The organism is Flavobacterium sp. GW823-FHT06G12 (assembly GCF_058794775.1).
Genome location: NZ_JBXAHE010000001.1, coordinates 628,794 through 655,449 on the forward strand (window position 1 = coordinate 628,794; position 26,656 = coordinate 655,449).

Below are 26,656 nucleotides of genomic sequence, written 5' to 3' on the forward strand. Positions count from 1 at the left end.
TTAACTATTTTTTTATGAAAGAAGAAATAACTGCTTATAATAATGTTTTAGAATTAATAGGAAACACCCCTCTTATTAAGCTAAATAAAATTACCGAAGAGTTAGAAGGAAATTTCTACGCAAAGGTAGAAGCTTTCAACCCAGGTCATTCCTCAAAAGATAGAATAGCACTATATATTATTGAAGAAGCCGAAAGAAAAGGAATTCTATCTCCGGGAGATACCATTATCGAAACAACATCTGGTAATACAGGATTTAGTTTAGCAATGGTAAGCATTATTAAAGGTTACAATTGTATTTTGGCTGTGAGCTCAAAATCATCTAAAGATAAAATTGACATGTTGAGAAGTTTAGGCGCCAAAGTGTATGTGTGTCCGGCTCACGTTTCTGCAGATGATGAAAGATCTTATTATAATGTAGCAAAACGTTTGCATGAAGAGACAAAAGGCTCAGTCTACATTAATCAATATTTCAACCAGTTAAATATTGATGCTCACTACAACACTACAGGTCCAGAGATTTGGGAACAAACAAAAGGACAAATTACGCACTTAGTTGCTTGCAGCGGAACAGGAGGAACTATCTCAGGAACTGCAAAATTCTTAAAAGAAAAAAATCCAAATATTAGAATCTTAGGAGTTGATGCTTTTGGATCTGTATTGAAAAAATACCACGAGACAAAAGAATTCGATAGCAAAGAAATTTACCCTTATCGTATAGAAGGTTTAGGTAAAAACTTGATTCCGTCAGCGACAGATTTTGATATTATTGATAAATTCATGAAAGTAACTGACGAAGAAAGTGCTCACTCAGCAAGAGAAGTTACTAGAAAAGAAGGTTTATTTGTTGGTTATACTTCGGGAGCAGTAATGCAAGCTATTAAGCAATATGCCGAAGAAGGAGAATTTACTAAAGACAGTAATATTATTGCTATTTTCCCAGATCATGGTTCTCGTTACATGAGTAAAGTATTCAGCGATGACTGGATGAACGAGCAAGGTTTCTTTGATAGTGTTAATGAAGAAGAAGCACAAAAAATTGAATTCGTAAAGTAAAAAGTACTTTTCAAAATATATAAACTCCATTCGTAATTTTCGAATGGAGTTTTTTTATTGAAATTTTTGAATGTCTTTCTAAAAGTTAAAATTTATTATTTTGATGAATATACCGTATTTATACGTAAGAAATTGTTGTTTTGTATGAGTATTGTTTAATAATTTAATTAAATTTTTGAATTTAAAATAATGTTTTTGCTCTCAAAATGTATAAAAAACGTTATTTTAACGACTATTTAGGTCAGTTGTCGGAAATTTTTTCAATCGAAATCATAATCATCTAGTTTTGAAGTGTTAAAATAACATAAGTTGTTTAATCCCTAAAATCTACTATTATGAAAAAATTACTACTAACAATGTTGTTTGTAAGTTATTTGAATGTAAATGCTCAAACACCGATTCAGGAATTTAACTTTAATGGCACTTTAAACAATACCGCAAACACGATTTCATTCATTGGAACTGATAATTTTGTAGCCGATAGAGCGGGAGTAATAAAAGGAGCTCAGCGTTTAAATAATAAAGCTTTGGAAGCTGTAATTGATAATCTTCCTCAAGGAAAAAGTGCTAGAACAATTAGTATTTGGGTTAAATTCAATGATATTTCAAACGCAAATTATATTTGGGGCTACGGAAATGCTTTTAATGCGCAATATTGTGGCTTATTGCAGCAAGGTACAACAACTTCTAACTCTGATTTGAGTTTGGCGGCTTGGGGAGCTTCCAATGATATTATAGTATCTACACCACTTGAAAAGAGCGCTTGGTACAATTACACTATTACTTATGAAGGAGCTACTTCTAAGATGTATCGCGATGGTAAATTACTGAAGTATCTAGAAGGCATGACAAGATCTACTAATGGTAATATTTTCAGATTAGGTGAAATTAATACTATGATAGGTATCAATGCAGATATAGACGATTTAAAGATTTATGATGTAGCATTATCTCCAGATCAAGTAAAAGAATTGTATGAGAATGAAAAAGCGACTAATTTATTGGTTGCAAAACCTGCAGAAGTTAAAACGATAAAAACTGCCGTAAAAACAAAAGCAGGTAATGAAACGATTATTACTTCAAGCGATATTAATGGGGCAATCAAGACAGTTGAAGTATACTCGCAAGGACAAAAAATTGCAGGAAGTAATGCAGCTAATATTAGCGATCTTCCAGAAGGAACTTATTTATTAAAAATTACCAGTACTCCGTCAAAAAAAATTACTTCAAAATAATAAATAGTTTTTTACTTTATTTTTAAATGTTAGTTAGTTTTTTATTGCGCAAGCAATTGGGTTTTTGGAATAGTAAGAAAGGCTTTCTGTGTTCAGAAGGCTTTTTTTAATGGAAAACATACTCATCTTTAGAAGCTCCTTCTTTGGCTTATTATCATAGTTTTAAACAAATGACAGTTCAATAAAAAAGTCCAATGGCAAGTCTTATTTGGTATCTACAGAAAAATTTGAACTGGCTTAAACATGAAATATTCTAAAAATATATCCTGTTTGAAATTTAAAAGTGTTTTTGTGAGAATTATATATTTGTATGTAGGAATTGTTTGGATATGCTGAATTTTAATTATAGTTTTAACAAAATTTATAAAAATAATAAACGAAAGTTTCAAACTAGTGAAATCAAAACATTTAGATTTTACAAGTACTTATTATTTGCCTTAAAAACTATTCTGATAAAAGCTACGACTATGAAAAAAATATTACTCACTTTAATGTTTGTAAATTTTTTAACTGCGAATGCACAAAATCCGGTGCAAGAGTTTAATTTCAACGGAAATTTATACAGTACCGATAATACTATTTCATTCTTAGGAGCACCGCTTTTTGTAAACGATAGAATGGGAAGTCCTAAAAGTGCTTTACGACTTACAAATAAAGCTTATCAAACAGTAGTAGGAGATCTTCCTCAGGATAATAAACCAAAAACAATGTCGGTTTGGGTAAAATTTAATGCAGTAAATATTCCTAATTATATTTTTGGGTATGGCACAGCAGCAAATGGACAGTATTTTGGGTTAATACAGCAACCTGTAGTTTCTGGTAATTCAGATGTAAGTCTAGTTGGTTGGGGAGATGCAAATAATGTTGTTGTTTCGGTGCCATTAGCAAAAGAAACTTGGTATTTTTATAGTATTACATATGATGGAAATGTTTCGAAAATTTACCGAAACGGTGAGCTATTAAAATCTGTTGACGGAATTCAACGCTCGGCAAAAGGATATATTTTGAATCTTGGGAGATTAAATACCTCAACAAGCATTAATGCAGATATTGATGATTTAAGATTGTATAGTGTAGCCATGACAGACGAACAGGTTTTGGAAGCCTATAATAGTTCTAAAGCTTCTGCAGCGACGGCTCCTGTAACCGAAACAATGCCAGTTTCAAATACTGCAAAAAAGACTGGTAGTGCTTCTGCAAAAACTACGTCTCCTGTTGCTGTTTCATCTGTAGACACTAGAGGAGGAGGGAAGAATATTGAAGTTTTTTCTCAGGGAAGAAAAATAATGGATTCAAACGGCTCAAATATCACTGATTTACCCGAAGGAACCTATTTGATTAAAGTTACAAATGGTTCTAAAAAATAATCATCACGTTTGCATAAATATCCTTGTTATGGTTAATGAAGTACCTTCATTTTCGTTTTGAGAATTTCGCTATTGAAAAAACAGAAGCAGAGTAAAAAAATCAATGTTTACTTTTTTTTAGCACAGAGATCATACATGGAATTATAAGTAAAATCAGTATGTAAATAATTATGCCATTAACATAAATTGTAGGTTGTAGTTTATTTGTATCTCGTAATATAGTTTTGTTTGCATTTTTGCAATACCACACTTTTAAATATTGCCCCTTTTTATCTAATAGGGTATTTTCCATTAAATAAGAAGTAGAATAGTATATGTTTTCATTTATTTTTTGTTTTTCTAAAACACCATAATACCAAGAATTAGATCCGCTAGAATTGGAAGAATTATTATTCTCTATCTTATAAATGTATAATTTATCTTTTTCATAATATTTGGCTGGATCCAAATTGTAATATATTAATTTGAGATCGCTGAAATTATGTGTTAATTCAGAAATTAATGCACCAATAGCAAAGACTAATGTAATGTAGGCTAACAGTTTTCTCATTAATGCTAAGTTAAAATTATTTTCATATAAAAAAACCTTCTGAAATTCAGAAGGTCTGTTTTTATCTCTTTTTCTGCTGTCCTGGAGCATAAGCTTTGGCACTTTTATCTCCATTCATTTTTTTGGCTTGTCCTGGTGGTATTTTTTTGCCAGATGGTGCAGGTGTATAAGTTTGAGTATGTGTATGCGTACTGCAGCTAATTACACTCAATACTAAGAACAAAAGAACGAGTGCTACGACAGCAATTCGGGTAATTTTTGATGTTTGCATTTTTAGTTTTAATTTAAATTTGAGGTATTGCAAATATAATCGAAATGTGATTTTTTAAGCTATTTAAGTTTAGTTTAAAATGAGTTCAAATAAAATGCATAAGACGTTTTCTATTTTTCGTAAACACCATAAATAAAAATGCTTTCAGGGCCATAACTTCCATGAGTGCAGTAAATAACAATTAGATCATTGTTTTCTGAAATTTCAAATTGCCTCAAATTTTGAGTTTCTGTAAAAGCATAATAAACACCATCTTTTTCTTTTATTTGAAAATTGTATTTTGAAGATAATAATTCGAGCTCTTCCTTAGTATAGAATCTTAAGCTAGATAATACCTTCACATTTTCCTGAATAAGATAAATTCTTTTATTATTTAATTCGACATACGAATTACTCCAAATAGCATAATCATCAGAACTAAACCAGTCATTATATTGATCGATGACTTTATGCAATTTTAAACCGTCAAAAAATAGATATTTGAAGGTTCCTAATTCGGCTTTAAAATTCATTGTTCTATGATGAGGTATTTTATAATTTTTTCGAATGTAAACGACTCTTCTTCACATTCAAAAGTCTTTACTAGAAATCCGATTTTTTCTAATTTATCAAGATCATCAATTCCAAAGCCGTCCCAGGCAGTTGGAATATCATATTTTTCAGGAAGAGATACCTCGTTCATTTTAAGCGTATGACTTGGAAGAAAATAAGCCCATTCAGAAAAATATACTATTTCTTTTGTTCCTAACTCCTCACTTGCTTTTTTCAGAGTTTGTTTAAATTGTTCAAATTCAATATTATTTAGTGCCATTATAATTCTGTGTTTGTTAAGATACAATTTAAATTAAAGAGTATCAGGATTTATAAAGCACCAATTTTTATTGAAAGGAAGTTTTTTAAGCTTTATCATATCGTTCCAACTAAAAGCATAATCCCATTCGAACCAAAAATATTCGTCTTGATTTAGTTTTAAGTATTCATAAGCAAAACGGAAAATCAATTCTGTATTGCTGTCTCTTACTTTTTCAATATAAGCAAGACTGCATAATCTTTTATTAGGCACTAAATAATCGAGATCTTTGTCTAATCCGAGTTCGATATCTTCATCATTAACACCTTGAATATTAAATATAAATTGATTTTCATTGGCCTTCGAGGTTGAAACTTTATCATCAATTATGCCTACAGAGGTGTGTTTTAGTTTTCCATCAGGAAAAAACATCTTTACATTGCCAAAATTGAACATTGCATTTATAGTATAACACACTTTTGCCGCGTCCATAAAAACTTTTTCAGGATCATGTTTCTGCCAATCTTTAATTATATGTGCATATATTCCCATTATTTGATTTTTTAGCTAACAATACCAAACTCAATATCTTCTATTAATGACGTCCACAATCCGTCTTTTTTAAATAATTCTTCATCTATTTTCAGTAATGAAATGAAATGTTATCGTGTCTAATATATCAGTCATTTTTGAAATAAGTACTAATAGATTTATCCTCTTTTTTTTGAATCAGTTCCATTTGTAATTGATTGGATTGGTATTCTTGTCCTCTGTAAATCCATCTAAAGATATTAGGATAAAGAGATTCATTTACAATATTTCTTTTCATAATAATTTTCTCTTCTTTTAAATCATAAACAAAACAGTTGTTGGAAAAAGCCTCAATGATTTGAATTTGAGTAGCGTTAATCAAAAAAGCCCATTCGATACTTAGATCTTCTTCAAACTTTATTTTTTTACTTTCTAAAGTGCTAAGATCAGTCAAAACCAAACTTCTTTTATTGATTAATAAATGATTTTCTGGGTAAAAGAAACTTCCGACCAAACTGTCCTGAAATGTGTTTCTGTTTTCTCTAAAATATACTTTTAAGTTAGTTTTAGTAAGGTTCAAAGTATTTAATAAAAGAAAATCGTTGTTTGGAATAAATGCAAAATTTTTTGTAGGATGTTCTGTTTCAATTTTTTTATTGAAGACACATCGAATTGTATCTGATGAAAACAACTCTTTGGTTTTATCTATTCCATCAATCAGTAAAGCATAATAGACAAGTTCCTGACCTCTATTAGGTTCTTCCCAGCCTTTATAAACAAATTCAATTTTTTTGTTTTCTATTTTGAAGTCGTTTAAACTAGTAATCTTTGTGAGCTGCATCATGATTTAATTCTAAAAAAGGTCAATTGAAATTCTAATGAAAAAATTATTAATCATTTTCTGCTTCCCATCTGCCCAATCGTTTTCTCTTTTCAATTTGATGCAATGCTAATGCTTTTATTTCTTCGTCTTCAGATTGCGAAATAGTTTCTAATGCTTCAATATTGTATGGCTCAGGTTGTGCACCAATAGCGTATATGATTTTACGGATATAAGGATATTTAAGAGCCTCGTCATATTTATAAAACTCAGGAAGCGAAGAAAAGGCTTGCATTAAAATTTTGATATTCTCTTTATCGTCATAAAAAGTATCCTGAAAAGAACTAATTATGAATTCATGATCATGATGCCAATTTTCTAATAAAAAGAATTGCAATAATTTCATAAATTCATTATCAGACATAGAAATTGGAAATCTCCATAGTATTGCATTAAATCGATTATTGAATACAGAATCTGTTTTTGATTCCAGAAGTAACTGTTTCATCTCTTCAAAATTTGCTCTGTAAGGAAAAATGAGAAACAATTCTTCTCTCCTTATTCTGAAGTTTTTATGTAAAATTTCCCAATCTTTTTCTAATACTTTTATCATTTTTAGTTACTTGCTTTAATTTTAGAAACTATTTCATCTGTCAGTAATGGCGATTCCCAAATGCCAAGAATGTAGGTGATATCTTCTCCCAACATATCTTCTCCCGCGCCTCTAGGTTGACAGTCAAATTGCCAACGAAGGAATTCAATCTTTAAATATTCTTTTCCGTCTAGTTCCATTAAAGTGATATAGCCAGGGCAGTCATACAGTTTATGAATTTTTAAAACGCTTTTATAATATCCTTTTAAATTATCGTCTTCTTCAATTTCGAATCCGTATGTTTTTGATAAAAACAATAATTCATCTAAAGTAAAATCTTCATCAGAAGCTCCACATGATTTAGCAACTAAATTTTTTGTCGAGGTCTTTTTTTCAGAATATTCTACATCTAATAATTTTATAGAAGGTCTTACTAATTCTGTTTTGATTGAACTTATTCCTTCAGTATCGTCGGCGAAATTTACAGATTGTATGCAATAGAAATTTTCTATTAGTTTCATTTAGAGAATTTGTTTAAATAAAAAAGTCTTTTGAAAACCAAAAGACTTATATTTTTTTAGCTAATAACACTAATGACAATAAATAAGATTACAAGCGCTATTACAGCAAATTTCATAAATTTTGATGATTGCATAATGAAGATTTAAATGGTTTTACATCTGATATTAGCAAATATAATTTTTTATTTGAAACTAAAACCAAAATAAATTGAAACAAAAAAGTTTTAAAAACTCCAATTTTTATATTTTCCAGTACCTGCAATTTTCAGGAATCATTTCTAAAAATTGATTCTGATTTTCTATAAAAATACCTTTCCAGCCTTCAATAATTCTATTTTCTAAAGCTTGGTCAAAAAAGTTATTATAAAGTTCCTTATGATCAAAGTCGATATACAAACTAGGAAGATAAGTGCTTTTATCTAAATCGGAATATTCAGTTTTAAATGCATTATGTATAGTTTCAAATTCAATTTTTAAAGATTCTATTTCTTGAAAATAATTATCATTAAGAATGTCATTTTCCCAATCGTCTAAAAGCCACCATGAGTTTTCTCCAAAATAAAGAGATAGTTTGCCATCTAATTTTACGACAGCGAATATTCCATTCTGAAATTTGCTAAAATAAGAATTCATTATTTCTAAGAATTTGTGTTTATGGTAAAAAAAAAGCTCCGAAGAATCCAGAGCTTTAAAATATATTTTATAGAAAGACTATTCTTCTTTCATTGTATGATAAACGTTCATTACGTCATCATCTTCTTCTATTTTTTCGATTAATTTTTCAACGTCAGCGATTTGAGCTTCAGTCAATTCTTTAGTAATTTGCGGAATACGCTCAAAACCAGAAGAAAGGATTTCAAGACCTCTGTTTTCTAATTCTTTTTGTAAAGCACCAAAACTTCCAAAAGGAGCATAGATTAAGATTCCGTCTTCGTCTTCAAAAACTTCCTCAGCACCAAAATCAATTAATTCTAATTCTAACTCTTCAGCATCGATACCATCTTTCGCAATTCTGAAGTTGCAAGTGTGGTCAAACATAAACTCAACAGAACCTTGAGTTCCCATAGTACCGTTGCATTTGTTGAAATAACTACGAATGTTAGCTACAGTTCTGTTATTGTTATCAGAAGCAGTTTCAATTAAGATTGCAATTCCGTGAGGAGCGTATCCTTCAAACAAAATTTCTTTATAGTTAGCAGTGTCTTTATTACTTGCATTTTTAATAGCGCGCTCAACATTGTCTTTAGGCATGTTTGCAGCTTTCGCATTTTGTATAACGGCTCTTAATCTAGAATTGGCATCTGGGTTTGGTCCACCTTCTTTAACAGCCATTACGATATCTTTACCAATTCTGGTAAATGTTTTGGCCATTGCAGACCAACGTTTCATTTTTCTTCCTTTTCTAAATTCGAACGCTCTTCCCATTTCTAATTTTTAGTTTTGTGATGCAAAAATAAGGTTTTCCAAATTTTTACAAAAACAAAACAATTCTTTTTTATAGAATGTTTTTGAGATTTTTTAAGATTCAAGTTTCAGATTTCAAGTTGAATGGCTTAAGTAGAATGTAACCGCAAAATGCGCAAAGACATTATTTTTAAAGTGTGGTTTGCAAAACGCAAAGCTTTATATAAAAAACTTTGTGAATCCCGCATAAACAATAGCAATCGGGATTGCAGTAAAAAAACTTAGAACCTTAGCAGCTTAGTATCTTAGTATCTTAGAATCTAAAAAAAAACTATTTCATGCCTCCGTTAAATTCGTTAATGATATTTACAGCTTCGTTGAGGTATGGATTTATTTTAAGGTTATCCATTTGATCTTGATTAATCGTTTTATCATTTGGATAAGCGCCTAAAAGAAACTGATTAACACTAGAATTGTAAACATCAAGCGGATTATTTTCGTCATTAAAAGTATTGATCTCTGTCCAAAGTGCACCTAATGTCTTTTTTTGTGTAAAAACCGCATCCAATGTCAACGGAATTTCAGATTTTGGAGCATTTACAAGCTGATCTATTTTAATATTGATCTTTTTGATATTGTTAAAAAAGTAATTGTCAGATAATCTCTGCGCGCTATTTTTTGCAATTTTATCTATTAGATTTCGCTTTACGTAAGTTTTGTATTTTAAGAAAGGCTCGATACTATCGTTTTTCATAGCGGTCGGAAAATCGCTTTCTTTTTGGTAGATGTCTTCGTAAAATTCAGGAAGTACAACATCTGGTTTTACACCTATATATTGGTGGCTTTTACCTGTAATTCTGTAAAACTTATTAATAGTAATTTTTAAGAAATCGGTATTTTTTTCCTCGTCAAGCGGAAGAATAGTCTGCATTGTAGCCTTTCCTAGTGTAGAGCTTCCTAACAAAAGAGCTCGATTATAATCTTGCATAATAGAAGAAAAGAATTCGCTTGCTGAAGCCGTGTTACTATTAACCAGCACTACAATTGGTCCTCTGTAAATAACACCTTTAAAAGGATCATTAATTACAGATTTTTCTTTTTTGTTGTCAACGACTATCGAAAGCGGACCATAATCTACAAACATTCCAGCAAGTTTTATGGCTTCTTCCATAGAACCGCCGCCATTATCGATAAGATCAATAACAAGCCCTTTTATGTCGTCTCGCTGCAGTTTTATAACTTCGCGGGCAACATCATCTGCACATCCTTTTCTGCTAGTGCCATCAAGGTCGGCATAAAAGCTTGGAATTTTGACATATCCAATTTTGCTGTCTTTGCCAATGATGAAACTAAAAACAGAATTTTCTTCATCTTTCATCATTTTCTTTTCAATATAAACATCAAAACTTTTACCAGAATTGCGTTTTAAAGTAAGTGTAATCTGTTTGTTGTTTTCTGATAAAATCATTGAAGAAATAGACTCTAATGAAGCGCAAGAAACCTGAAGCGTTTCTTTTTGGTTGGAAATAGAAATAATCTGATCGCCCTTTTTTATCTGCCCAGTTTGATACGCAGGACCGTTTGGATCTACCTCATCAATAATGATTTCGTTTTTCTCGTTGAGGTTTACTGTCATTCCAAGCGACAAATGTTCTTTTGATAAGGAAGCAACAAAACTTGTTTTAGAATCATCGCTAAAATAAGCCGTATGCGGATCAAAGTATGTGCAGAAGAAATTATATAGTTTTTCTTCCTGTTTGGTATTAGATTCTATTAGGGTGCTAAAACGGCAAATTTCATTTGTAAGAATTTGATTTTTAGAAATTTGTTCAATCGATTTGAAATTGGTTCGTAAAGAATCCAGATTATCACTTGTTTCAGCAATATCGTCTAAGATTTGATAACGCAGTTTTTTTACCCAAACCTTTTCTAAGTCTTCTTTCTTTAAATAAAAAGCAAAAGATTTTTTATAAAAACGTATAGTATCTTTTTTAGAATAATCAATTGGCATGGTCTGAATTTTTTCTAAAACTTTCTTAGTGCGTATAAGACCATTTATGTAAGTAGCTTTTATATCAGTAAGAAAACTGCAATCGTTTTTTAAGATTAAATCGTCAAGATTGTAGCGATATTTTTGAGCCAATTCGTCGTATTCGCTCTTATAAAAAATATTGCGAGAAGGATCCAGTTCGTTAATAAGATTGTCAAAAACAAACACAGAGAGGCTGTCATCAACAGGTTTAGGTCTTAAATGTTCCGCTTGAATGAGCGCATTTATTTTGTTTAATATTTCACAAGTTTCTGCGCTGTTCTGACCAATAGATATAGTTGATGTTAGCAAAAAAAGGAGTAGTGAAATTTTTTTCATAAATGAAATTCATGGTTCATCATTAAAGTTACACTAATTTTTTTACAAATTGTAGTATTTTTTTCGAAATATCGACAACTAAAAGTATTTAACCGTTAAACGAACAAACAGTAGAAGAACATTGGCTAAAACAGTCTTTTATACAAACAAAAAATGCGTTACATTGGTAACGCATTTTTTAATTTACTTCTATAAAAATTATTTCTTGTAGAATGGCAATTTTACCACTTTAGCAGGAACATCATTTTTTCTAATTCTAATAAAAATATCGCTGTCAACTGCGCTGTTAGCAGTTGTAACATAACCTAAACCAATTCCTTTATTCATAGAAGGAGACATTGTTCCAGAAGTTACAATTCCGATTACAGCTCCAGAACCATCAACAATTTCATAATCGTGTCTTGGTACCGCACGTTCCTGCATTTCAAAAGCAACTAATTTTCTTGCAACACCAGCTTCTTTTTGCTTTTTAAGCGCTTCAGAATTCGTAAAATCTTTAGTAAATTTTGTAATCCATCCTAAACCAGCTTCAAGAGGAGAAGTAGTGTCGTTGATATCATTTCCGTAAAGGCAGAATCCCATTTCTAAACGTAAAGTATCGCGTGCAGCAAGACCAATCGGCTTAATGCCAAAAGAAGCTCCTGCTTCAAAAACTTTATTCCAGATTGCTTCAGCATCTGCATTTTTGCAGTAGATTTCAAATCCGCCAGAACCAGTATAGCCAGTAGCGGAAATAATTACGTCACTAAATCCAGCAAAATCAGCTACTTCAAAATGATAATATGTAATCGCTGACAAATCAACAGAAGTCAAAGACTGCATAGCTTCAACTGCTTTTGGTCCTTGAATTGCCAATAAAGAATACTCATCAGAAAGGTTTTTCATGTCAACTCCCAAATCATTGTGAGATGAAATCCAGTTCCAGTCTTTTTCAATATTCGAAGCATTTACAACTAGTAAATACTCTTCTTCTTTCATTTTATAAATAATCAAATCGTCAACAATTCCGCCTTCGTTATTTGGAAGACAAGAATATTGCGCTCTTCCAATTGTCAAAGTAGAAGCATCATTTGAAGTCACTTTCTGAATCAAAGCCAAAGCATTTGGACCCGTTAACAAAAATTCACCCATGTGCGAAACGTCAAAAACTCCCACGCCGTTACGAACTGTTTCGTGTTCAGCATTAACCCCTTCATAAGTAATAGGCATATTATAACCAGCAAAAGGAAGCATTTTCGCTCCTAAACCTTCGTGTATGTACGTAAGCGCAGTATTTTTCATTGTGTTGTTTTATAAAATTGTTTTGCAAATCTATTCAAAAAATATCGATTTCGAATACCTTAAATTATAAATTTCGCAATAATTTGGAGCTATTTCCTGCTATCCGCTATATCTTTTTGTTTTTAAAGAAAAAACAAAAAGGATGCCGCTACTATCAGGGCTAGGACTATCAGTTTCAAAAGACGAGTTTTGATTTCAATTTTTTATGTAATTTTATTGTATAAAATCGTCTAGATGAAATCATCGTATTTAATTACAAAAGAAGAAATTCTAAAATTATACAAACCTATAAATCCTAAAACTCATAAAGGAACACAAGGTCATGCGGTGATTATTGCTGGAAGTTATGGCAAAATAGGAGCAGGAGTTTTAGCTTCAAAATCTTGTCTAAAATCTGGCTGCGGACTCGTAACGACTTTTATACCAAAGTGCGGTTATCAAATCCTTCAAATCTCTATTCCAGAAGTCATGACCGTAACCGACGAAAACACAAATTTTATTACCAACATTCATTTACCGCTAATCCCGCAAGCCGTTGGAATAGGTCCAGGAATAGGAAAGGAGCTGGGAACACAAAAAGCCTTATTTGAATTTCTGCGAATAAATAAAGCGCCTTTAGTTATTGATGCAGATGCATTAAATATTATCTCAGAAAACTTATCATGGCTAGAATTGGTTCTAGAAGACACGATTCTAACACCTCATCCAAAAGAATTGGAACGTTTGATAGGAAAGTGGAATTCAGAAGCCGAGAAATTCCAGAAAACAATTGCTTTTTCAGAAAAATACAAAGTGATTATCGTCATGAAAGGCGCACCAACATTCATTATAAACAGAACTTCAGTATACGAAAACACAAGCGGAAACGCCGCACTTGCGACCGCAGGAAGTGGAGACGTGTTAACCGGAATTCTCACAAGTCTTCTTGCACAAGGTTACGAACCCAAATATGCTTCCAAAATGGGCGTTTACCTCCACGGATTAACAGCCGATTTAGCTTTGCCAAAAACAGGTTATGAATCTTTTACGGCTTCTACGATTATTAAGTATTTAGGGAAAGCTTTTTTGAGTTTAGAAAAGTAATTTTAACGCAGAGAACACAAAGTTTTTTCGCAAAGTTCGTTGAGTTTCTAAAGAATGCTTTGCTTTTTCTGAGCTCGAAAAGATTTTATTGTAGAATAAATAACATCCAGTTAAGAGTGCAAAAAAAATGAGAATAATGCTTTGTGAACTTAAAAAAAGCAAAGCAAACTCAAAAAAAACTTTCGTGAACTTTGCGAAAAAACTTTGTGTTCTCTGCGTTAAAAATCTCACCACAATAAAAAATCTAAAATCTACCCTCTACAATCTAAAATCAAAAATTGTAAGTTTGTAACATGAAAAACTTCGATCTTAGAACAGTAAACGTCATGCGTTATATCACGCCACTGCGCGAAGGCGGTTCTTTACCCGCATTAGCAGAAGCCGATGACGATTTTAAATACGTATTAAAATTTAGAGGAGCCGGACATGGCGTAAAAGCTTTAATAGCCGAATTAGTTGGCGGACAAATCGCAAAAGCCTTAAAATTACAATTGCCAGAATTAGTATTCGCAAATCTCGACGAAGCTTTCGGAAGAACAGAAGGCGACGAAGAAATCCAAGATTTACTGCAAGGAAGTCAGGGCTTAAACTTAGCACTTCACTTTTTATCTGGCGCAATTACTTTTGATCCAGTTGTAACAACTGTCGATGCTAAATTAGCATCACAAATTGTTTGGCTAGATGCTTATATAACCAATGTCGACCGAACTTTCAGAAACACCAATATGTTGATTTGGCATAAAGAATTATGGCTGATTGATCATGGTGCGTGTTTGTACTTTCATCATTCTTGGAGCAATTGGGAACAACATGCTAAAAGTCCATTTGCGTTAATTAAAGATCACGTTTTACTGCCTCAGGCTTCAATGTTAAAAGAAGTTGATACTGAGTTTAAAGCGATTCTTACGCCAGAAATTTTAGAAGAAATTGTCAATACGATTCCGCTAGACTGGTTGCAGTGGGAAGATGCAGACGAAACTCCAGAAGGATTGCGAAATGTTTATTTGCAGTTTTTAAAGACAAGAATAGAGAATTCAGAAATATTTGTAAATCAGGCGCAAAATGCAAGATAATCACTTATACGAATATGCTGTGATTCGTGTTGTGCCAAGGGTAGAGCGCGAAGAATTCCTGAATATCGGAATCATTTTGTTTTGCAAAAAAGCTAGATTTATAAAGGTTCTTTTTCATTTAAATAAAGAAAAAATACAAACCCTTTCTGCCGATTTCGATATCGAACAGTTAGAATGTAATTTAACTTCATTAGAAAAAATCGCCAAAGGAGCCAAAGACGGCGGTCCAATCGCCGAATTTGAAATTCCGGAACGTTTTAGATGGTTAACAGCCATTAGAAGTTCAGCAATTCAAACCTCGAGACCTCATCCAGGTTTTAGCCAGGATTTGGAGAAAACGATTCAGAGATTGTTTGAGGAGTTGGTGCTTTAAAAAGTAGCTAAGATTCTAAGATGCTAAGATTCTAAGGTTTTTTTGTTGAGGCACATAGCAATGCGTCTGATATTCCGTAAAAAAATCTCGCAACCCAGATAGCTATCGGGAGCAGAGGCGCAAAGTTTTTTGATAAAGTTTCCATACACTTTGTCATTTCTCCTTCGTCGAAATGACAATTTTGGGTATACTATATGAAATGAAAAACTTTGCGCCTTTGCGTCTTCGTGGCAAAATAAAAAATAAAAAATAAAAAACCACGAACTGCATTTACTGCAATCCGTGGTTCTAACTAAAAACTAACTTACTATTTATTCTAATTCAATTAAAAAGAACCGCAAACATTACCTCCTAAAGTAGGTCCTGCATTTGCAGAAATATCAGCTTTAACCGCAGTTTTAGCCAATTTTACGATAGAGTATGGCGGAGTAAAAGCAGTACCGCTTCCAGCCTGAGTTCCCGTTACACTTGTAAATACGTTATCAGTAGCTGTAACTGCAGTATAACCCGTCATTAAATCGATTGGATTTTTTACCCCTTCAAAAACATTGCTTTCTACGCGAATATTTGCTTCAAATCCTGCTGCAATACATTTATTGCTTACAGTGCTATTAAAGAAACTGTTTACAATATGCACTTGTCCAAAACGAACTCTAGGCATTCTTTCTTTACAGCCTGGAGCCCACCAGCATCTTGCAAAAGTGATTCTTAATTTACCGCGGTCGGCAGTTGCACCATCGCTAGAACCAATTAAGTTAGAGAAACGGTGATCGTCAGTTCCGCCAGAACCACCCGCTTTTGGTGCTTTTAAGTAGTGGAATTTAGAATACGTAACCGAAATATAATCTGATTTGTTTTTGATGTCGAAGTTTCCGTCAACACCGTCTCTAAATTCGCAGTGATCTACCCAAACATTTTGGCAGTCATCTAAAATTGCATTATCCCAACCATCTGTATCGTAAGCACCTGGACCTTCAAAAATCAAGTTTCTAATAATGATGTTTTTACATCTTTTAATGTTGATGATTCCAGAACCGTCTTTAGTTTGATTCGTTGAAACTAATTTTGCACCGCTAGCACCATAAATTGTTTTTCCGGTTTGATCTTGAAAAGACAATCTAGTAGTAATGGTAATTGTTCCAGAAACTTTAATCACTTTTACAGAAGTGTTTTCAATCGCCGATTTCAGCTGAGCGTAAGTGGTAACTGTAGTTTCGGCAGAAGACCCGCCACCAGTTGTTCCACCATTTTGTGAAGCCCATCCTGGAACCTCAGCGCAATTTCCAACTTTAGCTGTAGTATTGGTTGCTGAAGCATCAATCGCTGTTTCGTTTGTTGGTTGAATACTTGCTTCTGTGTTTGAAGCGATTTCTTCAGAATTACATGCCGTAAATCCGAGAATCAATGCTGCTGCGAACATTGAAAGTTTTGATTTTAAGTTCATAATTAAGTTTGGTTATTTATAAAAGTTTGACAACGCAAAACTCAATATTATTTGTAGGAAAAAAGTTGAACAAGTTCAAACTTTTACAAAAAAATCTACGAAATGTATTTTTTTAACACTTGTAAATTTACAAAAATGCACAAATAGCTTATTTTTACGTAATCGATTACATTGGTTAAGCCCCTAATTAATGATGAATCGATAAACAAACTTATTCCTTAAACAAAAACCACAAAAATGTACAACCTACTAAGAAAAAACATTGAAAGGAAAATTCCGCTCACAGATGAAGAATGGGACATAATTGTTTCGAAAGCAGAGATTATCAAACTCAAAAAGAATCAATTTCTGCAAATCCAGAATTCAAACAGCAGTTACGAAGGATTTATTTTAAAAGGATCATTCAAAACCTACATTGTAAATGAAAATGGAACAGAAACCGTAATTTTCTTCTCGTTCGAAAACGAATGGATTTGCGATCTGGAAAGTTTTTACCATCAAAAGCCGACCACGTACAACATTAAAGCCATTGAAGACAGCGAAGTAGTGGTCATTAATAAAATGCAAAAAGCGTATTTGTTTGCCGTTATCCCAAAACTTATTAAGTTTCATGTTCTCATGATTGAACGTGCTAATGTTGCCATTCAGCAAAGACTTCTGGATGTTCTTCATAAAACATCAAAACAACGTTATTTGGATTTTAAAGAACGTTACCCACAAAAAGTAACTTCGATAAACAATAAGAATTTATCTTCGTATTTGGGTGTTTCGCACGAGTTTTTATCGAAGATAAAAAGGAGATGCTAAGATTCTGAGATTCTAAGTTTTTATTTCACGCAGATTTTATAGAGATTAATGCACTAATCTCATTTTTGTCATTTCGACGAAGGAGAAATCTTCGCAAGTGGCTCCGCAAAGTATTTCGCCAATCTTTGTAGAGCTTCTCGCGAAGATTTCTCCTTCGTCGAAATGACAAACTGCATGGGAACTTTATATAAAAACTTCGAGTCTTCGCGCCTTCGCGGCAAAAAAACTCGATTAAAAATCCAACATTCCAAAAAGGCATTCATTAGAAAAATGAAAGCTTATATTTTCCTTTTTTTGATTTTCAATAACCAATAAAGCATAAGGTTCTAAATGGTGCGGCTTCTCATTAATCGTAATAACGGTTGTATCTAAAGAAAATACAATCGCTACTTCAGCATTACAATTCTGATTATTATTGGCTATTTCCAGTTTATGATAGGATATTTTTTCAGAAACCATCCAATTAAAATCAGAGCCTTTGGTGAAAGAAGTTACCTCATCATCCGAATTAAATTCCATGATTTCATACTTCTCATATTCCTTTTTTTTTTTTGTTTACCTCAACCTCTAAGTCGTTATCAAGCATAACTAAGTATCGGTGATAGCCTTTAAATTTGGTAAACTCTGAAGGTACTTCTTCAATTGTAGCACTGCTTATTCTAAATGCGAAATCTCTATGGGCATAAATTGCGGTTTTTGGATAGATCATATATTCATATGTCAATCCGCCACTCCAAATAGAGGGTTTCGTGTTTTTTTTTAGAGAAAAGCTGTATGTTCATTTATTGAATATTTTAATGATTTTATTCTCATTTTTTGTCCTCCTGAGCGAAGTCGAAGGATCATAAGTAGCTCGACAAAGAAGAAAAACTTTGCTGAATAGCTTGGCGGTCCTTCGACTCCGCTCAGGAAGACAAACTGTATGGAGAGCTTTATCGAAAAAACTTTGCGGCTCTGCGAGATTAAAAAACTTCGTGTCTTCACGCCTTAGTGGCAAAAAAAACTTAAATACTTTTCTCCAAATAAATAAACTCCAAAGGTTCAGCAGAAACTGTCGTATGAATTTCGCTTTCAGGAAAAGCTTCACGTTTTCCTGTATCTACATAACCATGACGTTTGTACCACGCGACAAGCTCTTCACGTACCGAAATAACTGTCATAATAATACTTGACAATTCTAGAGATTTTGCATGATTTTCGGCTTCTGCCAAAAGTTTTTTCCCGATTCCGCTGTTTTGAAGTTCTGGCGAAACGGTTAGCATTCCTAAATACAATTGATGAGCTTTTTCAACCAATAAAACTGAACCGATTATTTTGTCATTTTCTGTAAATTTCAGAATCGTATTTTTTGGATCAAGAAAGATTTCGGTCATTTCTTGTTCGTCGGTTCTTTTTCCTTCTAGTAAATGCGCTTCGGTTGTCCAGCCTTTTTTAGAAGTTTCGCCTCTGTATGCTGAATTTATTAAGATGGTTAATGCTGGGATGTCTTGTAGTAATGCTTTTGTAATCACGAGTAATATATTCTGAAATTGATTTTCAAAGATAAAAAAAGCTGCAAAATTATAATTGCAGCTTTTAGTATATAATAAATGGTTGCTAAAATTACCTAAGCGAATATGCTGCTATGGTTTTCTTGAAAAGAGAAGGGACATAGACTATTTTTTTCTCCTTGTCGAGTCCTATATCGGCTGTGTAATATTCTTCTTTTCTGGTATCTGAAAGGATTTCTTTTGAGCCATCTTTATTTACATAATAAATAACTCCAGTCCAGCAGCTCACAATAAACGCATTGTCTGTTATTGGCTCAATCCCATCTGTATTTTCATCCATGCCTTCTGCCAAAAGCTGTTTATTTTTTTTAGAATCCATTTTGTATAATGATCCACTGTCTAAAAAATACAAATCAGTATCGATAGCTTTTAGGCCGTTAGGTTTGTTTAGGTTTTCTAAGTAAACAGTTGCAATATCATTTTCTAATTTGAAAATCTTACCCACTTTTGGATCAGAAACATAAACAACTCCTTTTTTATCAACAGTTACGTCGTTTAATATTTTGGCTTCATCAACGGTTATTTTTTTTAGTATTTTTTGTTGTTTGATATCTATAATTACAATTTCTGTCAGGTCGGCTACAAATAACTTATTCTTGAATTTTGCCATTCCTTTTGGAGCATTTAAACCTGATATCCAATTTAAATTGATAATTTTTCCATCGACAGTTAATTTTCCTATGCTTCCTTTTCCGTCACGTTCAGCCGGCGAACCATCCATTAAAGAGGTATATAAGATCTGATCTGTTTTGTCGAATAATACCGATTCAGGAATGGGCAAAATACTATCGGTTATCCAAATTCTATGTAAAGAATGTTGAGCAATACCCGAAAAACTTATTGTAAATAGCACTAAAACATAATAAACATTTTTTTTCATTTTGATTGGCTTTTGAATTTCTTTGTGTTCACGAATTGGATGCTCACGTTAGCGAGAGGCAACTAATTATTTTTCTGTGATTCAATCAAATCTAAACGATTTTTGATTCGTTCAATAATATCTAAATCATTGTCGCCATGAATATCTCTTATATTATAATTTGGATTTCTTGGGTCTGTAGTTTTCTGAAATTCATTAATATTGAGATTGAACAATGCCTGTCCAAATCTCTGACTTTGATTCTTTTCTAAATAAGATTCTAGTAATTCAAGGATAAGTTTATGCTCTGGTTTCATCTGAACTATTTTTACTCAAATCTTCAAAAAATTGTATTGGATCACTTAAAAATCTTGTAGCATTTGAGGCTTTAATACTTTTGAAAATATCCTCTAAATTTGGTTTAAAAATTTGACCTTTTAAATCAATTAAAACCAATTGATTTTTCTTGCATAGATTTAGAATTGATTGTAAAACTTCAGTAATATTGGATGATTTTCTTAGATCAATCCTAAATTGAAATTCTATAATATTTGTTTTGTCATTATTTAGAAAAATATGAGCATCATTATCTTCTTCATTTTGTCCATTTCCTTTCCAGTTTAAATAAGTCTCATTTCCCCAATTAGCTTTAGGGATAATTTGATCAAGTTCAGAAATGATTGAAGGAATGTCGCCATTAAAATTTTTCCAAAAAACATCAGTCTCTGGTAAAAATTCTGTTTTGTTATTTTTAAAAATGCATTCGTAATTATTATCGATTGAATCTTCTGGAACTACGATTAAAAGATATTGCCAAACTGCCATTTTTACAATAAGATTAATAATTGGTAATTACTCTAGAGCTGGCTAATATATAAATAATGAAAATAGTATCTTACAAAAACACTTTTGTTTTTTACCGAAATTTATTTTCGTTTAAGAATTTTAAATATCTTTGAATTATGAGTACAGCAACAAAACCAAAACATATCGGCAGAAATATAAGCCGTATCAGAGAGCTTAAAGATATGAAACAGGAAGCACTGGCACAGGCTTTGGGAACAAGTCAGCAGACGATTTCGGCTATTGAAAACAGTGAAACTGTGGATGAAGAAAAACTAATTGAGATAGCTAAAGCTCTTGATGTTTCTGTTGAAGCAATTAAAAGCTTTTCAGATGAAGGTGTTATTAATTACTTCAATAGTTTTAATAATAATGTTGTTACAACAGGCAGTATCTTTGCTACAAATTGCAACTTTAATCCTTTAGATAAAGTTGTAGAACTTTACGAACGTTTGGTGCAAGCTGAAAAAGATAAAGTGGAGTATTTGGAGAAATTATTGAACGGGAAATAACTGTTTTTGAAAATATATTAAATTGAAAAGAGACCTTTGATGAGGTCTCTTTTTTTTTTGTTCTATTGTTAGCGCGAGAGTCCCGCTCGTGCACGTTCCAAATGGTTTTTAATTTCTTTATGTTCACGAGCGGGGAATTGGAAAAGAAAAATTTTAAATTTTATTTCCATTTTCATCATATCCAGAAGGATAAACACCATAACGACTTTTGAATTCTTCTACCGTGGCAGGTTCTCCCATATTGCCATGAAAATCATGAGGACTTAAATTTTCGTACCATATTTTCCATTTTTCATCTTCTTGTTCCCTTTCTTCTTTTGTCATAGCATTTAATCGTTCCTGTTCTTTTCTTCTGATTAATTCACCTAGTTTATTATGAACTTGGAATAATTGTGAATCGGTCAATTTCTTGTAACACTCACGCCATTCAGTAGATGTTGGTGTTTCACCTAACATTTCGGCTAAAACTTCTAATTGTTCATCACTTAAACTCTCTGTTAATTCTTCTGGTTTAATTCGGTTCATATAATTTTAGTCGTAATTGTTTTAGAATCAATATTATAAACGCTTTTCTTCTGTTTTGATTGGTTCTTGAGTTTCTTTGTGTTCACGAGCGGGACGTTCGCGCTAGCGAGGGTAATGGCTGTTGGTAAGAGTTTTTTCTTCTAAAATGTTGATGAATAATATTTAAAAAGTTCTGGATTAGATGAAATTCCAAACCCATCAATTACAGATCCTTTCAATTTTTCAATATTTAAATTTTCCGCTTCATCAATTCCAAAAAATTTCACGCCATAATAGCAAAAATGATTATAATTTCCCATTCTTCCGTGATATTCAATAATTCCAAACCAACTATCTCTCGAAGTTATTTCGTGTATAATTTCATTATTATCTGATTCAAAAGTATAGTCAACGCAAAAATTTCCAATTGTTGGATTTTCTATTTCTGAATCGTATTTTATTAGTTCTATTTTACTTTGTAAATAACTTGAAATAAGAATAGCTGATAATTGATTATTTTGGTGTAAAATTTTTATAAGACAATTTTCAAATCTATATTCATTAATATTAACAATTAAATCATTTCCAAATAATTCATTTTCATCAATTGTGTAAGTAAATAGTGGTAAGCCGATAAATTCTTCAAGTTTAACCATTGACATTCCAATGGTTATAGAATGAATAAAATCCTTTGGAATAATCTTTCTGCTGTCTTTTAATTTTTCTTCAATGTGATTTTTTCTTTTATTTTTTTCGTTTCTAATTTGAATAGAATAAACGAAAAAGCCTCCAAGAAATCCACATATTAAATTAATTATAAAATCTTTCAATTTTCGTTTTTTTTTAATTACTGCAAACGTTCCGGCATTTGGCGAAGTTGGAAACTAAATTAAGATTCATGTTTCAGTTAAGCGCTTTTGCCAAATATAAAACTATCTTTAAATTCAGCTAAATGCCCAAATCTAGCGGCTTTTGGCAGCAGTTTTTTATTAATCTCTGTTATTAACTGAATATCTATTTGCTATATGTTTTCTATATGCTTGACGAACACTGTCTAATTCAATATTCAGGGATTTTATTTTTTCATCAGAGTAATTGTCAGGTTTAGTCCAATATTCAGATTTTAAATCACAGATTTCTGCAAGCTGAGAATCAAAATTACCAATTGGAATTGCGGCCGCTGACCAATATTTTACTAATAAACTTTCTCGATCTAGACTTCTAACCATTCCTTTTTTTAAATCTCTATAATATAAATAGGTCTCATCTAAAGCGTTCGAAATTGCTCTTAATGCAGAATTTCTTTGTTCAATATTAGAGTCTGTAGCTATTTCTCCTAATGTTCTCTTTAACCTTTTTAATACATCATTTATCATTTTTGATTTTTTTTGATTTTTTTCGATTTTAATTCAGAAAGAATCAGAATTATTATTACTAATAATTCCATTGAGATAGAACTCATAATGCCGATTTGTAAACTTATATCATTAAAAATTTTTATTAAAACCGGAGTATAAATTACGGGTATAGATATTATACTTCCTAACAAACCATAAAGTTGAAAATCTTCTTCAATATTTGGCTTATCTTTATTGTCAAATATTGATATAATAAAACAATTTAAAATCCAAAAAGGTGAAATTATTGCAAAGCTTAATAGAAGTAATTTTAAAGTATCTGTCTGAATAAAAAGTTCTTTATTATAAGCTAATATGAATAGAATTCCTGCGCAAATTGTTGTAAAAATTATGAAAATAATAGTAATGAATGTCAATGATTTTATTTTATGTAAATCTAAATTCATAATTTTATTTGTATTGTTAGATTCTTGATTCTGAGGTAAAATCGCTCAAAACTAATTTATATGCGAAACAAACCTTTGCATTTACACATGATTTCGGTTTGATAAGCGAAGGTTTCATTCGTTTTATATACTTTCAAATATATGTTTTTTTCTTACAAGATTTTTAAACTTAATGGAGAATAATTAGTTTTATTTTTTGAAAGGAAAAAATCTAAAAAATATTAACTCATACTGATTAACAAAAAAACGACTGAAAAAAATATCAGTCGTTTTTATAATGTACGATATAATTAATTTACTTACCCCAAAAAACTCTTCAACTCCTCATAAGTCCCAATCTTCACACTAACTTTCTCCTCATTAATAACGCTCTCAATTTGAGCAGGAATAGGAAGTGTAATTCCTAAAGCAGGTTCCACAACATCTAAAAATTTAATAGGATGCGCTGTTTCTAAGAAAATACCAATGGCGTTAGGGTGTTTTTTTAGTTCTTTTTTCAAACCTAAATAACCAACAGCACCGTGTGGTTCTGCAATATAACCGTCTGTGTTATAAATGTTTTTTAGGGCAACTAAAGTTTCTTCGTCCGTATAACTATAAGAAGAAAAGTCTTTTTCGAAAGCTTTTAAGTCATTGTTGTACAATTCCTGAATTCTAATAAAGTTGCTTGGGTTTCCAACATCCATGGCGTTAGAGATTGTGGCTTTAGATGGTTTCGGGTCGTATTTTCCGTTTTCTAAGAATCTTGGCACCGTGTCGTTTACGTTTGTAGAAGCAACGAAATGCTCAATTGGCAAACCTAATTTTTTTGCCATAATTCCCGCGCAGATATTCCCAAAGTTTCCGCTTGGGCAAGAGAAAACTAAAGGTTTGTTCTGGCTTTTCAACGCTTTGTAAGCAAAGAAGAAATAAAACATTTGCGGCAACCAGCGCGCAATATTAATTGAGTTTGCAGAAGTCAGGTTTTTGTGCGCTAAAGTTTCATCTAAAAACGCTTTTTTCACCATATCCTGACAATCATCAAAAACACCGTCAACTTCAAGCGCTTTAATGTTTTGCCCTAAAGTAGTCAATTGTTTTTCCTGAATATCGCTCACTTTTCCAGACGGATATAAAATGACAACATCAACGCCGTCAACGCCTAAGAATCCGCTGGCAACGGCTCCGCCCGTATCTCCAGAAGTAGCTACTAAAACTGTGTTTTTAGCCTCTTTTTTGTCTTTATTGAAATAGCCCAAACAACGTGACATGAAACGCGCTCCAACGTCTTTAAACGCCATTGTTGGTCCGTGAAATAATTCTAACGAATAGATTCCGTTTTCGACTTTCACCACCGGAAAATCAAAAACTAAAGTTTCGGCAATGATTTCTTTTAGTTTTTCTGCTGGGATTTCGTCTCCAACAAATTGTTTAATAGCTTCAAAAGCAATTTCTTCGTGGCTTAAACTTTCGATTTTTTCAAAAAAAGAAGGATCAAGCGGTGTTATGCTTTCTGGGAAATATAATCCTTTGTCTGTTGCTAATCCTTGTATAACAGCTTCTTGAAAAGAAACTTTTGGGGCATTATGGTTTAAACTGTAGTATTTCATTTCTAAATTTTAGATTTTAGATTTTAGATTTTAGATTTTTTGGAGAGTAAATTCCAATACTAAAATTCCAAATTCCAATAAATTATATTTTCAATTATGTTTTGGTTTTGTCAGGCTGAGCGGAGTCGAAGCCCCCGCAACGGATTAACATAACGTAAATCCTCAAAGTTTGTCATTTCGACGTAAGGAGAAATCTTCGCAAGTAACTCCGTAACGCTGATCCAATCTTTGTCGAGCTTCTCGTGGAGATTTCTCCTCCGTCGAAATGACAAACTGCATGGTTGTGTTTTGTGTCTACTCTTTGTGTGATCCTTCGTTCCTCAGGATGACAAACTGTGCGGTTATACTTTGCGTGCCATACTTTGTGTGGGCTTCGACTCCGCTCAGCCTGACAAACGTTTCGTATAAATCTTAAATACTTAATTCTTCGTACTTAATACTTTTCTACAAAATCCTAACTCCATCAGGATTAATCTTCGAAACATGAATCTCATATGGTAAATTCATTTTTTCGTAAACATCGCTCATGGCTTTTGCGATTTGTTCGGCTGTGTTTTTTCCTCGGCTTAAAGCGAAGATTGACGGGCCAGAACCTGAAATTCCAGAACCTAAAGCGCCGTTTTCGTAAGCCGTTTGTTTGATTTGATCGAAACCTGGAATTAAAACACTTCTTAAAGGCTCAACGATTTCGTCATGAAGCGAACGTCCGATTAATTCGTAATCTTTGGTGTAAAGACCTGCAACTAATCCGCCTACATTTCCCCATTGCATGATGGCGCTTTTTAAGGAAACGTTTTGTTTTAAAACCGAACGTGCGTCAGAAGTTTTCAATTCAATTTGCGGGTGAACCACCGTTGCGTATAATTCCTCTGGACTATCAATTCTGATAATATCAAGTGGCGCGTAGCTTCTTACCAAAGTAAATCCGCCTAAAAGGGCAGGAGCAACGTTGTCGGCATGTGCGTTTCCGCTGGCTAATTTTTCGCCCTGCATCGCAAACTGAACTAAATCTTTACGAGAATACGGTCTTCCCAATAATTCATTAATCCCGAAAACCGCTCCCGCAGAACTTGCAGCACTGCTTCCGATTCCGCTTCCGGCTTTTATGTTTTTATAAATTTCGATTTCAAATCCGAAGTCCAATTCGTCTAAAGTTTCTAACATGGCCAAAGCCGCAACTCCAGAAACGTTTTTCTCGGTTTCTAAAGGTAAATCGGCACCAACAATTTTAGTGATTCGAACTCCTTTTTGATCGACTTTTCGAACAATCATTTCATCGCCCGCATTGTCTAAGCAAAGTCCGAGTACGTCAAATCCGCATGAGAGATTGGCGATAGTTGCCGGGCAAAATAGTTTAATTTCCATTTTTAAGGTTCTGAGGTTCTAAGATGCTAAGATTCTAAGGTTTCTTATGCAGCTTTTTATTTTTA

At 32.4% G+C, this 26,656-nt stretch carries 33 protein-coding genes; 8 read left to right on the forward strand and 25 right to left on the reverse strand.

Features of this window, described 5'->3' with window-relative positions; all coding sequences use genetic code 11:
• The first annotated feature begins 14 nt into the window (after positions 1-14).
• From capA to AC1Q5Z_RS02715, 3 genes are all read left to right on the forward strand, one after another.
• A complete protein-coding gene (gene capA, locus AC1Q5Z_RS02705; protein ID WP_343589174.1) occupies positions 15-1,055 on the forward strand; it encodes a cysteate synthase in 1,041 nt (346 codons plus the stop codon).
• 335 nt (positions 1,056-1,390) lie between these two features.
• Positions 1,391-2,290, forward strand: coding sequence for a LamG-like jellyroll fold domain-containing protein (locus AC1Q5Z_RS02710; RefSeq protein WP_492443736.1), 900 nt, complete (start codon positions 1,391-1,393; stop codon positions 2,288-2,290).
• A 467-nt stretch (positions 2,291-2,757) separates the two neighbouring features.
• The gene (locus AC1Q5Z_RS02715) at positions 2,758-3,657 is read left to right on the forward strand and encodes a LamG domain-containing protein (RefSeq protein ID WP_492443737.1); all 900 of its coding nucleotides are present in this window, start codon (positions 2,758-2,760) and stop codon (positions 3,655-3,657) included.
• Between the two features lie 100 nt (positions 3,658-3,757).
• Here AC1Q5Z_RS02715 and AC1Q5Z_RS02720 read toward each other — a convergent pair whose 3' ends face one another.
• The 12 genes from AC1Q5Z_RS02720 to gcvT form a co-directional block, all read right to left on the reverse strand.
• The gene (locus AC1Q5Z_RS02720) at positions 3,758-4,297 is read right to left on the reverse strand and encodes a hypothetical protein (protein WP_492443739.1); all 540 of its coding nucleotides are present in this window, start codon (positions 4,295-4,297) and stop codon (positions 3,758-3,760) included.
• Positions 4,269-4,478 carry a hypothetical protein gene (locus tag AC1Q5Z_RS02725; protein WP_286967438.1) on the reverse strand — a complete coding sequence of 70 codons (210 nt, stop codon included), beginning with the start codon at positions 4,476-4,478 and terminating at the stop codon, positions 4,269-4,271. The genes AC1Q5Z_RS02720 and AC1Q5Z_RS02725 overlap by 29 nt, the downstream gene beginning before the upstream one ends.
• Positions 4,479-4,588: 110 nt before the next feature.
• Entirely contained in the window at positions 4,589-4,990 is a 402-nt protein-coding gene (locus tag AC1Q5Z_RS02730) for a hypothetical protein (RefSeq protein ID WP_492443741.1), read from the reverse strand.
• The gene (locus tag AC1Q5Z_RS02735; RefSeq protein ID WP_343589161.1) at positions 4,987-5,289 is read right to left on the reverse strand and encodes a hypothetical protein; all 303 of its coding nucleotides are present in this window, start codon (positions 5,287-5,289) and stop codon (positions 4,987-4,989) included. The genes AC1Q5Z_RS02730 and AC1Q5Z_RS02735 overlap by 4 nt, the downstream gene beginning before the upstream one ends.
• Positions 5,290-5,322: 33 nt before the next feature.
• Positions 5,323-5,820, reverse strand: coding sequence for a hypothetical protein (locus AC1Q5Z_RS02740; RefSeq protein WP_492443743.1), 498 nt, complete (start codon positions 5,818-5,820; stop codon positions 5,323-5,325).
• Between the two features lie 127 nt (positions 5,821-5,947).
• A complete protein-coding gene (locus AC1Q5Z_RS02745; RefSeq protein WP_492443745.1) occupies positions 5,948-6,643 on the reverse strand; it encodes a hypothetical protein in 696 nt (231 codons plus the stop codon).
• 46 nt (positions 6,644-6,689) lie between these two features.
• Positions 6,690-7,232 carry a hypothetical protein gene (locus AC1Q5Z_RS02750; protein WP_492443747.1) on the reverse strand — a complete coding sequence of 181 codons (543 nt, stop codon included), beginning with the start codon at positions 7,230-7,232 and terminating at the stop codon, positions 6,690-6,692.
• 2 nt (positions 7,233-7,234) lie between these two features.
• Positions 7,235-7,732 carry a hypothetical protein gene (locus tag AC1Q5Z_RS02755; RefSeq protein WP_198857174.1) on the reverse strand — a complete coding sequence of 166 codons (498 nt, stop codon included), beginning with the start codon at positions 7,730-7,732 and terminating at the stop codon, positions 7,235-7,237.
• Between the two features lie 240 nt (positions 7,733-7,972).
• Entirely contained in the window at positions 7,973-8,365 is a 393-nt protein-coding gene (locus tag AC1Q5Z_RS02760) for a hypothetical protein (protein WP_343589151.1), read from the reverse strand.
• Positions 8,366-8,443: 78 nt separating this feature from the next.
• Positions 8,444-9,157 carry a YebC/PmpR family DNA-binding transcriptional regulator gene (locus tag AC1Q5Z_RS02765; RefSeq protein WP_012024626.1) on the reverse strand — a complete coding sequence of 238 codons (714 nt, stop codon included), beginning with the start codon at positions 9,155-9,157 and terminating at the stop codon, positions 8,444-8,446.
• A 310-nt stretch (positions 9,158-9,467) separates the two neighbouring features.
• The gene (locus tag AC1Q5Z_RS02770) at positions 9,468-11,504 is read right to left on the reverse strand and encodes a carboxy terminal-processing peptidase (protein WP_343589149.1); all 2,037 of its coding nucleotides are present in this window, start codon (positions 11,502-11,504) and stop codon (positions 9,468-9,470) included.
• A 198-nt stretch (positions 11,505-11,702) separates the two neighbouring features.
• On the reverse strand, positions 11,703-12,785 hold the full coding sequence (gene gcvT / locus AC1Q5Z_RS02775; RefSeq protein ID WP_492443751.1) for a glycine cleavage system aminomethyltransferase GcvT: 1,083 nt from the start codon (positions 12,783-12,785) through the stop codon (positions 11,703-11,705).
• Between the two features lie 234 nt (positions 12,786-13,019).
• Between gcvT and AC1Q5Z_RS02780 the strand changes: the two genes are divergently transcribed.
• The 3 genes from AC1Q5Z_RS02780 to AC1Q5Z_RS02790 all read left to right on the forward strand — a co-directional run bounded on the left by AC1Q5Z_RS02780 (position 13,020) and on the right by AC1Q5Z_RS02790 (position 15,314).
• Positions 13,020-13,868, forward strand: coding sequence for an NAD(P)H-hydrate dehydratase (locus AC1Q5Z_RS02780; RefSeq protein ID WP_343589147.1), 849 nt, complete (start codon positions 13,020-13,022; stop codon positions 13,866-13,868).
• 293 nt (positions 13,869-14,161) lie between these two features.
• The gene (locus AC1Q5Z_RS02785; RefSeq protein WP_278022157.1) at positions 14,162-14,941 is read left to right on the forward strand and encodes a HipA family kinase; all 780 of its coding nucleotides are present in this window, start codon (positions 14,162-14,164) and stop codon (positions 14,939-14,941) included.
• On the forward strand, positions 14,931-15,314 hold the full coding sequence (locus AC1Q5Z_RS02790) for a DUF3037 domain-containing protein (RefSeq protein WP_343589145.1): 384 nt from the start codon (positions 14,931-14,933) through the stop codon (positions 15,312-15,314). Before AC1Q5Z_RS02785 ends, AC1Q5Z_RS02790 begins: the two co-directional genes overlap by 11 nt.
• Before the next feature lie 325 nt (positions 15,315-15,639).
• Here AC1Q5Z_RS02790 and AC1Q5Z_RS02795 read toward each other — a convergent pair whose 3' ends face one another.
• The gene (locus AC1Q5Z_RS02795; RefSeq protein ID WP_492443754.1) at positions 15,640-16,758 is read right to left on the reverse strand and encodes a pectate lyase family protein; all 1,119 of its coding nucleotides are present in this window, start codon (positions 16,756-16,758) and stop codon (positions 15,640-15,642) included.
• Between the two features lie 237 nt (positions 16,759-16,995).
• Between AC1Q5Z_RS02795 and AC1Q5Z_RS02800 the strand changes: the two genes are divergently transcribed.
• Positions 16,996-17,565: a Crp/Fnr family transcriptional regulator gene (locus AC1Q5Z_RS02800; RefSeq protein ID WP_278022153.1), complete on the forward strand. Its 570-nt coding sequence runs from the start codon at positions 16,996-16,998 to the stop codon at positions 17,563-17,565.
• 231 nt (positions 17,566-17,796) lie between these two features.
• Here AC1Q5Z_RS02800 and AC1Q5Z_RS02805 read toward each other — a convergent pair whose 3' ends face one another.
• From AC1Q5Z_RS02805 to AC1Q5Z_RS02830, 6 genes are all read right to left on the reverse strand, one after another.
• Complete coding sequence (locus tag AC1Q5Z_RS02805; RefSeq protein ID WP_492443757.1) at positions 17,797-18,084, reverse strand: hypothetical protein; 288 nt, start codon at positions 18,082-18,084, stop codon at positions 17,797-17,799.
• A gap of 13 nt (positions 18,085-18,097) precedes the next feature.
• A complete protein-coding gene (locus AC1Q5Z_RS02810) occupies positions 18,098-18,274 on the reverse strand; it encodes a HutD family protein (RefSeq protein ID WP_492443759.1) in 177 nt (58 codons plus the stop codon).
• A 295-nt stretch (positions 18,275-18,569) separates the two neighbouring features.
• On the reverse strand, positions 18,570-19,076 hold the full coding sequence (locus tag AC1Q5Z_RS02815) for a GNAT family N-acetyltransferase (RefSeq protein ID WP_492443760.1): 507 nt from the start codon (positions 19,074-19,076) through the stop codon (positions 18,570-18,572).
• Positions 19,077-19,167: 91 nt separating this feature from the next.
• Positions 19,168-19,995, reverse strand: a complete 828-nt coding sequence (locus tag AC1Q5Z_RS02820; RefSeq protein WP_492443762.1) for an SMP-30/gluconolactonase/LRE family protein — start codon at positions 19,993-19,995, stop codon at positions 19,168-19,170.
• 62 nt (positions 19,996-20,057) lie between these two features.
• On the reverse strand, positions 20,058-20,291 hold the full coding sequence (locus tag AC1Q5Z_RS02825; RefSeq protein ID WP_492443764.1) for a hypothetical protein: 234 nt from the start codon (positions 20,289-20,291) through the stop codon (positions 20,058-20,060).
• Positions 20,275-20,799 (reverse strand): hypothetical protein, encoded by a 525-nt coding sequence (locus tag AC1Q5Z_RS02830; protein WP_492443766.1) that lies wholly within the window; start codon positions 20,797-20,799, stop codon positions 20,275-20,277. Before AC1Q5Z_RS02830 ends, AC1Q5Z_RS02825 begins: the two co-directional genes overlap by 17 nt.
• A gap of 137 nt (positions 20,800-20,936) precedes the next feature.
• Between AC1Q5Z_RS02830 and AC1Q5Z_RS02835 the strand changes: the two genes are divergently transcribed.
• Entirely contained in the window at positions 20,937-21,329 is a 393-nt protein-coding gene (locus AC1Q5Z_RS02835; protein WP_121361658.1) for a helix-turn-helix domain-containing protein, read from the forward strand.
• A 153-nt stretch (positions 21,330-21,482) separates the two neighbouring features.
• Here the strand turns inward: AC1Q5Z_RS02835 and AC1Q5Z_RS02840 are convergent, their stop codons facing one another.
• The 6 genes from AC1Q5Z_RS02840 to AC1Q5Z_RS02865 form a co-directional block, all read right to left on the reverse strand.
• The gene (locus AC1Q5Z_RS02840) at positions 21,483-21,854 is read right to left on the reverse strand and encodes a hypothetical protein (RefSeq protein WP_492443769.1); all 372 of its coding nucleotides are present in this window, start codon (positions 21,852-21,854) and stop codon (positions 21,483-21,485) included.
• A 140-nt stretch (positions 21,855-21,994) separates the two neighbouring features.
• Entirely contained in the window at positions 21,995-22,663 is a 669-nt protein-coding gene (locus AC1Q5Z_RS02845; protein WP_492443770.1) for a hypothetical protein, read from the reverse strand.
• A gap of 159 nt (positions 22,664-22,822) precedes the next feature.
• The gene (locus AC1Q5Z_RS02850) at positions 22,823-23,209 is read right to left on the reverse strand and encodes a hypothetical protein (RefSeq protein WP_492443771.1); all 387 of its coding nucleotides are present in this window, start codon (positions 23,207-23,209) and stop codon (positions 22,823-22,825) included.
• Positions 23,206-23,637, reverse strand: coding sequence for a hypothetical protein (locus AC1Q5Z_RS02855; protein ID WP_492443772.1), 432 nt, complete (start codon positions 23,635-23,637; stop codon positions 23,206-23,208). Before AC1Q5Z_RS02855 ends, AC1Q5Z_RS02850 begins: the two co-directional genes overlap by 4 nt.
• A gap of 299 nt (positions 23,638-23,936) precedes the next feature.
• Positions 23,937-25,226, reverse strand: a complete 1,290-nt coding sequence (thrC, locus tag AC1Q5Z_RS02860) for a threonine synthase (protein ID WP_492443773.1) — start codon at positions 25,224-25,226, stop codon at positions 23,937-23,939.
• A gap of 444 nt (positions 25,227-25,670) precedes the next feature.
• Positions 25,671-26,591 carry a homoserine kinase gene (locus AC1Q5Z_RS02865; protein WP_492443774.1) on the reverse strand — a complete coding sequence of 307 codons (921 nt, stop codon included), beginning with the start codon at positions 26,589-26,591 and terminating at the stop codon, positions 25,671-25,673.
• Between the last annotated feature and the right edge of the window lie 65 nt (positions 26,592-26,656).

Bases quoted from the DNA above. Each gene is read 5' to 3' on its own strand.
- capA (WP_343589174.1), top strand. From the start codon at position 15: ATGAAAGAAGAAATAACTGCTTATAATAATGTTTTAGAATTAATAGGA.
- AC1Q5Z_RS02710 (WP_492443736.1), top strand. From the start codon at position 1,391: ATGAAAAAATTACTACTAACAATGTTGTTTGTAAGTTATTTGAATGTA.
- AC1Q5Z_RS02715 (WP_492443737.1), top strand. From the start codon at position 2,758: ATGAAAAAAATATTACTCACTTTAATGTTTGTAAATTTTTTAACTGCG.
- AC1Q5Z_RS02720 (WP_492443739.1), bottom strand. From the start codon at position 4,297: ATGCTCCAGGACAGCAGAAAAAGAGATAAAAACAGACCTTCTGAATTT.
- AC1Q5Z_RS02725 (WP_286967438.1), bottom strand. From the start codon at position 4,478: ATGCAAACATCAAAAATTACCCGAATTGCTGTCGTAGCACTCGTTCTT.
- AC1Q5Z_RS02730 (WP_492443741.1), bottom strand. From the start codon at position 4,990: ATGAATTTTAAAGCCGAATTAGGAACCTTCAAATATCTATTTTTTGAC.
- AC1Q5Z_RS02735 (WP_343589161.1), bottom strand. From the start codon at position 5,289: ATGGCACTAAATAATATTGAATTTGAACAATTTAAACAAACTCTGAAA.
- AC1Q5Z_RS02740 (WP_492443743.1), bottom strand. From the start codon at position 5,820: ATGGGAATATATGCACATATAATTAAAGATTGGCAGAAACATGATCCT.
- AC1Q5Z_RS02745 (WP_492443745.1), bottom strand. From the start codon at position 6,643: ATGATGCAGCTCACAAAGATTACTAGTTTAAACGACTTCAAAATAGAA.
- AC1Q5Z_RS02750 (WP_492443747.1), bottom strand. From the start codon at position 7,232: ATGATAAAAGTATTAGAAAAAGATTGGGAAATTTTACATAAAAACTTC.
- AC1Q5Z_RS02755 (WP_198857174.1), bottom strand. From the start codon at position 7,732: ATGAAACTAATAGAAAATTTCTATTGCATACAATCTGTAAATTTCGCC.
- AC1Q5Z_RS02760 (WP_343589151.1), bottom strand. From the start codon at position 8,365: ATGAATTCTTATTTTAGCAAATTTCAGAATGGAATATTCGCTGTCGTA.
- AC1Q5Z_RS02765 (WP_012024626.1), bottom strand. From the start codon at position 9,157: ATGGGAAGAGCGTTCGAATTTAGAAAAGGAAGAAAAATGAAACGTTGG.
- AC1Q5Z_RS02770 (WP_343589149.1), bottom strand. From the start codon at position 11,504: ATGAAAAAAATTTCACTACTCCTTTTTTTGCTAACATCAACTATATCT.
- gcvT (WP_492443751.1), bottom strand. From the start codon at position 12,785: ATGAAAAATACTGCGCTTACGTACATACACGAAGGTTTAGGAGCGAAA.
- AC1Q5Z_RS02780 (WP_343589147.1), top strand. From the start codon at position 13,020: ATGAAATCATCGTATTTAATTACAAAAGAAGAAATTCTAAAATTATAC.
- AC1Q5Z_RS02785 (WP_278022157.1), top strand. From the start codon at position 14,162: ATGAAAAACTTCGATCTTAGAACAGTAAACGTCATGCGTTATATCACG.
- AC1Q5Z_RS02790 (WP_343589145.1), top strand. From the start codon at position 14,931: ATGCAAGATAATCACTTATACGAATATGCTGTGATTCGTGTTGTGCCA.
- AC1Q5Z_RS02795 (WP_492443754.1), bottom strand. From the start codon at position 16,758: ATGAACTTAAAATCAAAACTTTCAATGTTCGCAGCAGCATTGATTCTC.
- AC1Q5Z_RS02800 (WP_278022153.1), top strand. From the start codon at position 16,996: ATGTACAACCTACTAAGAAAAAACATTGAAAGGAAAATTCCGCTCACA.
- AC1Q5Z_RS02805 (WP_492443757.1), bottom strand. From the start codon at position 18,084: ATGGAATTTAATTCGGATGATGAGGTAACTTCTTTCACCAAAGGCTCT.
- AC1Q5Z_RS02810 (WP_492443759.1), bottom strand. From the start codon at position 18,274: ATGATCTATCCAAAAACCGCAATTTATGCCCATAGAGATTTCGCATTT.
- AC1Q5Z_RS02820 (WP_492443762.1), bottom strand. From the start codon at position 19,995: ATGAAAAAAAATGTTTATTATGTTTTAGTGCTATTTACAATAAGTTTT.
- AC1Q5Z_RS02825 (WP_492443764.1), bottom strand. From the start codon at position 20,291: ATGAAACCAGAGCATAAACTTATCCTTGAATTACTAGAATCTTATTTA.
- AC1Q5Z_RS02830 (WP_492443766.1), bottom strand. From the start codon at position 20,799: ATGGCAGTTTGGCAATATCTTTTAATCGTAGTTCCAGAAGATTCAATC.
- AC1Q5Z_RS02835 (WP_121361658.1), top strand. From the start codon at position 20,937: ATGAGTACAGCAACAAAACCAAAACATATCGGCAGAAATATAAGCCGT.
- AC1Q5Z_RS02840 (WP_492443769.1), bottom strand. From the start codon at position 21,854: ATGAACCGAATTAAACCAGAAGAATTAACAGAGAGTTTAAGTGATGAA.
- AC1Q5Z_RS02850 (WP_492443771.1), bottom strand. From the start codon at position 23,209: ATGATAAATGATGTATTAAAAAGGTTAAAGAGAACATTAGGAGAAATA.
- AC1Q5Z_RS02855 (WP_492443772.1), bottom strand. From the start codon at position 23,637: ATGAATTTAGATTTACATAAAATAAAATCATTGACATTCATTACTATT.
- thrC (WP_492443773.1), bottom strand. From the start codon at position 25,226: ATGAAATACTACAGTTTAAACCATAATGCCCCAAAAGTTTCTTTTCAA.
- AC1Q5Z_RS02865 (WP_492443774.1), bottom strand. From the start codon at position 26,591: ATGGAAATTAAACTATTTTGCCCGGCAACTATCGCCAATCTCTCATGC.